This window comes from Hominimerdicola alba 8, from assembly GCF_000178155.2.
Lineage (GTDB): Bacteria > Bacillota > Clostridia > Oscillospirales > Ruminococcaceae > Hominimerdicola > Hominimerdicola alba_C.
The window spans coordinates 1-5007 of sequence record NZ_ADKM02000055.1; the positions used below are offsets into that span (position 1 = coordinate 1).

General features: G+C 38.0%; 8 protein-coding genes. All 8 read right to left on the reverse strand.

The window, feature by feature from the left end; genetic code table 11:
* Nucleotides 1-8 precede the first annotated feature (8 nt).
* The gene (locus CUS_RS05310; RefSeq protein ID WP_002848094.1) at nucleotides 9-968 is read right to left on the reverse strand and encodes an Rpn family recombination-promoting nuclease/putative transposase; all 960 of its coding nucleotides are present in this window, start codon (nucleotides 966-968) and stop codon (nucleotides 9-11) included.
* Between the two features lie 162 nt (nucleotides 969-1130).
* Nucleotides 1131-1907 carry a hypothetical protein gene (locus tag CUS_RS05315; RefSeq protein ID WP_002848099.1) on the reverse strand — a complete coding sequence of 259 codons (777 nt, stop codon included), beginning with the start codon at nucleotides 1905-1907 and terminating at the stop codon, nucleotides 1131-1133.
* Between the two features lie 23 nt (nucleotides 1908-1930).
* On the reverse strand, nucleotides 1931-2077 hold the full coding sequence (locus CUS_RS19745; RefSeq protein WP_002848101.1) for a hypothetical protein: 147 nt from the start codon (nucleotides 2075-2077) through the stop codon (nucleotides 1931-1933).
* Between the two features lies 1 nt (nucleotide 2078).
* A complete protein-coding gene (locus CUS_RS05320) occupies nucleotides 2079-2792 on the reverse strand; it encodes a hypothetical protein (protein ID WP_002848096.1) in 714 nt (237 codons plus the stop codon).
* Nucleotides 2793-2972: 180 nt separating this feature from the next.
* The gene (locus CUS_RS05325; RefSeq protein WP_002848090.1) at nucleotides 2973-3377 is read right to left on the reverse strand and encodes a hypothetical protein; all 405 of its coding nucleotides are present in this window, start codon (nucleotides 3375-3377) and stop codon (nucleotides 2973-2975) included.
* A gap of 16 nt (nucleotides 3378-3393) precedes the next feature.
* Complete coding sequence (locus CUS_RS05330; protein ID WP_037276658.1) at nucleotides 3394-3819, reverse strand: hypothetical protein; 426 nt, start codon at nucleotides 3817-3819, stop codon at nucleotides 3394-3396.
* A 3-nt stretch (nucleotides 3820-3822) separates the two neighbouring features.
* Nucleotides 3823-4095 carry a hypothetical protein gene (locus CUS_RS05335; RefSeq protein WP_002848098.1) on the reverse strand — a complete coding sequence of 91 codons (273 nt, stop codon included), beginning with the start codon at nucleotides 4093-4095 and terminating at the stop codon, nucleotides 3823-3825.
* Nucleotides 4096-4111: 16 nt separating this feature from the next.
* Nucleotides 4112-4897, reverse strand: coding sequence for a hypothetical protein (locus CUS_RS05340; protein WP_002848102.1), 786 nt, complete (start codon nucleotides 4895-4897; stop codon nucleotides 4112-4114).
* Nucleotides 4898-5007: the final 110 nt, after the last annotated feature.

Consider the following 5007-nt stretch of genomic DNA (forward strand, 5'->3'; position numbering starts at 1 on the left):
ATTGCAGGTCATAGATCCTTGTACTTGTTTTTCATTTCCTCGTATTCTTCTTCAGTAAGTCCTGCGACACTCAAAGCAATAGAGATGTCAAGATTTTTTTTGAGCGCTCTTTCTACAGTTTTGTATTTTTCAACTCGTGACCCATGAATTATTCCACTTTCAAAACCTTCTTCACGACCTTCTTCACGACCTTTTAATATTGCTTTGTCCTGAATTTTTTTGATAGCTTCACACATGTCGATCTCCTCCTTGTCGATCTCTAAGTCAAGATTTGTACATGCTTTTATCACGATAGCTGCATCACGACTTAAGGTCTTGAAGCCATCGTCTGTTGTAAGTATTTTCTGTAATTCATCGTCATTCTTTGAATACTTGATAAATTCAAAGATTTGTTTCGTTTCACTGTGAAATTTAGAAAAATCATTTTCTGTGAGCTGCGCTATGTCGATCAAATTCATTTTGTAATCAGAAATAAACGGGAGCAGCTTTGGATCCGTATTCTTCAACAACTCTTTCAATGTTGTTTTACCGTCCCATTCATCCGGCGAAAAATGTATTACAAATGTTATTACAGGCAGCAGTCTATCATTTTTGGCAAAAAAAGAACGTCTGGTGTTATTAGCTGTATATTCTACTTGTTTTAGATAACTTAATGCATCATAAACAGCACATCTTACCGGCATAGCATAATGAACTTTAGTCTGATTTTCGATACCTATCATAGCATAAATGCGCTCACCGTCAGATTTACACATAGCTAATTTTTTATAAACATCTCTTATCCTTTGAGTATCATCATCCGAATCACGATTTTCCTTATCATTAGTGAAAATCATTGTAGGATCAACAGATACAAGTTCATCAGGATCTATTATTTGTTTGCCGTCATAGAGCATGAAATTGATAATATCAGCCGCATTATTGTTATCATTCATGAATTTTTTTGTAGGAGTATCGATCTTACTCATGCAACATTCTCCTTCATTATATCAGAAATATTTTTGTTAGTCAAGATGATATGTATAACCTGTCTGACCTCCGGGTTATCAATAAAACATCTGTTATGATTATAGAAGAAAACGCCGGATAATAAAAAAACGTCCCTCCGTAGAGAGACGTTTTGAAACAGATCAGCTTTTCGATTTTTTTAGTGTATATACATTTTTATACAAATATTCTGCTATTGCATTGAATTTTTCTTCTGTCGTATCATACGGCATGAAAACAATTATCTCGTGGCAGCCGTCAAAACCGCAGTATTTATCTGATATAACTGTTGTGTCAGCAAGCAAAGGACTTTCAGAAAGTTCCTTTGCTTTTTCAGCTGCTAACTCATACAGTTCTTCCATCGTACATTCGACAAGACCGGCTGTATATGTATCATACTCATTTATAAGTGCGATACCATACTGACCTTTGTATTCCATAAGATAACAGTTTGAACCAAAGGGTGATTCTGTCCACAGTTTCTCGTATGCCTGCTGAAGTTCCGGAGGAAGTTCGCTTTTATCTGCCAGATCGAACTCCCCTTTATGATGAAGCTCTCCCAGAGAATTGCTCCAGTATGCAATATCTTTGTACAGCGATTTTTCATCGGTGTATTCTACATAATTGCCGCCGGACTTCGGAAAGAGGTAGAAATCATTCATAAGTTCCTCAAGGTGCTTTTCGGTCCATACAGGTTCTTCATCACCCACTGATGCTATGTACCAGCTGTGAAGTGTAGCTTCATCATAGGCATCTTTCACATCAAAGCACTGACTTAGCTTATCTCTTAACTGCTTTATCGTTTCTCTGGCTGTGACCAGTTCCGAAAGATAGCGTTTTACCGCTTTATCTCCATCTCCTAACTCTTCTTCGAGAGACGAATACAGTTTCAGTAAATTTTCAAGTTCATAATTTTTCATAAGTATTTCCTCCCGATTGATCGTTATATTTCTCTGTCCTGAAAGTTCTTTATCATAAACCTTATGGCATCCCTCTCAGACTGGTGAAAGATCTCTATCCGCCACCATTTATAAGCAAACATGCTGTCTTTAAGACCTGTTGCTTTCAGATACTCCTTGTATGTCATCATATCAAGCGCCTTTCTTTATTGAATCATACAGCTTTTCGTAATTTATTCTGTTTTTCTTCTGTTCGGTCTTGTTCAGCGAACGAATGTATTCGTCCTTAGCTGTAACAAGATAATTGTTTTCCACCAGCCATTTTATCACACCTACTATGTATTTGTAGGTCATGCCGTGTTTGTTGATATTTTCAATGTCGTTTATACGGTTCTCTTTGAACCGTTCCTGCACATCCACAGCCACACTGAAAGAACTGTGATACAGGTTAGTGCGTTTGGTGCGGCAGTTCTCGGTAATAAACCTGATGATCTCAGCACGTTTGCTGTCCAGTATCTCCTTGTAATCGTCGTCTGAGATAAACGCATATTCTTCATACACATCTACCCAGCGGATCGACATCGTATCACTGTTGTCGATAGCTTCTGCAACAGCTTTTATCTTCGATTTTGCAACTATACCGCTGATGTTCTGCGGGTGAGCATACAGGTATTCATTGTTCTGTCTGAATCCCGAACTCTCTTTTATGCCGAATTTACTTATTATCTTAGTCGCTTCTTCATAAAATGCCTTTCGGTCATCTTCTTTATCGAAGCAGCCGTTTACACATTCAAAACCGATAGTATCGATACGGAAATATACATTACAGTAATTTCCGTTGCCGTTATCGACCCATTCTTCTCTCTGTGAGTAAGCTCTATTTCCAATTGCGTTATAGTATTTCATTGAATTTCCTCCCGAATAAATTTTCCTTTAGTACTTCTTTTCATTATTTTCTTCATTGATCTGTCTGACCTCCAGTTCATCAATAAAAAATCCTGTTATTATTATATTGAAAAATTCGGGCAAATAAAAAAACGTCCCTCCGTAGAGAGACGTTTTGAAAAGACGGGTTACACAGTTTATTCACTTTATTTCTTCGTTTATGAATTTCTCGGCATACGCCTGCGCTCTATGCAGACCTCTGAAGAAGCAGAAATTATCATCAGGGCACTTTTCGTATATCTCATAATACTCTTCTTTGAGTTCTTCAAGACGATTTACAGCCTCTTCTTCAACTCTAAAGATATGACGTACACAAGGAAGATATTCATTCTTGTTCGTTACAACGCAGAAAAGACGAGTATCACTGATGTCCAACATCTTCTTCAAGATTTCATTTTTCTTTTCCTTACAAGCTTTTTCGTCATCTCCGCTGCAAGCAGGGTCATAATATTCATCACATAGCTGTGAATACTGTCTGCGAAGCTCCTTTGCTTCGCTGTTCATATTACCGTAAGCGTTGCCATAATCAGAACATATAAGACTCAATTATTATAACACTCCTTTATATCAGCACTTCACGAATATAGCCGTCCCAGTCCTTATCGCTATTTACATCATTGATCCATGCTTCTTTTTCTTCTAACTTATATTCACCGGATGAGCTATTATCAAGCAGTCTGTAATAATCATCTGCCATTTCTTTTTTTGCTTCCTCGAATGTATCGAAAAGCTGAGTTCCTGTCAATTTCCTATCCAGGATCTTAATGTAAAGATACTTCTTTGTAAGGTATTTGATGTCACTTTCAAAGACATCAGCAGTTAAGCCATCTTCTATAAATGAGATCTTATACATTTTTCCGATGTCTGAGCCTTCATACTCAGTACTCTTCAACGGACGGAGAATAACGGCTTTCGTTTCTTTTCTTCCATCATATGCATCAGCGATGTATTTTACGGTATCTCCTGTTTCGAATGAATGATTTGCCATATTTTATTTTTCCTCCCATATTTTCGATGAGTCAAAGTGAATGCATCTTCCGTCTTCCGCTTCTCTTACCGCAGACCAGTGAAATGCACTTCTTGCAAGTCCACTCAGCCACTTTTTACGTCCGAGTAGTTCTATCGCCGTTGATTTAGCAATACGTTTGCCTTCGCACTCATACTTTGTCACGTTCGCTTTTGCCGCATACGCTATCTGTTTCAGATCCTTTTCAAGATAGCCTATACTCATCAGATATTCCTTATCTTCATTTGATATACTCATAGTAATTTCTCCTTTTTTAGCAGGAACTCTTGACGAGTTCAGTAAAAGTTCCGTCCTTGATGCTGTGCATAGCTGTTTCAAGGCTGTTCACATTAATTGGATGGGCTTTAGCAATAAGACGACAGCATCTGCCGTTCTTTATAAATTTCTCTGCATCGAAAGGCTCATCAGCATAAAGATCAATATAAACAAGTTCAGGCGTTTCACAGCTCTTTTCGATCTCTATGTGATAACCCTTTTCAGGAAAGTTATCGATCCTGAGGACTTCCCCGCCGTCAAGTTTTTCAGCCTTTTCCGCTGACACCCTTGCCAGCACCTTAATGGGAAGTTCGGGTTCTTTTATATACCCCTTATCATAAGCCTGACCGAACAGATATTCGGCAAAATCAAGCATTTCCTTCTTGAGTTCTTCCGGCGTTTTTTCAGAAGGTTCTCCCTCATAAGGTTCAGCTTCGAGATACTTCTCTTCATCATTTCCATTGTAAACGTGATAAATACAATCAAACCAATTGTTGTTATCGCACTCATAATCCACACCCTGCTTGCCGTTTCGTATGGCTTCACGCAGCTCATACGGATAATCTGCCGCATATTCGCAGGTCTCGCTTATTTTGTTTCCGTTTTTATTTATCAGATAGACTTCCTTTTCTCCGCTGACAGTAAGCCAGATGTCAATGCAGTTGTCGTCATAGTCATAAGCCTTTAGACCTGCTATATCTTCTTCGCTGTCAAACAGAAGGCTGTCCTTGTATTCTGACAGATCTTCTGTACAGTAAAATTCGTAGTTTTTTATATAGATCATAATTGATTCTCCTTTATAAAGCGTTTTTCGTTTTTATCTTCATAAATATTTCCCGTCTGACCTCCGGTTATCAATAGGTATCACTGAATAGATTATACATGAAAATTGCA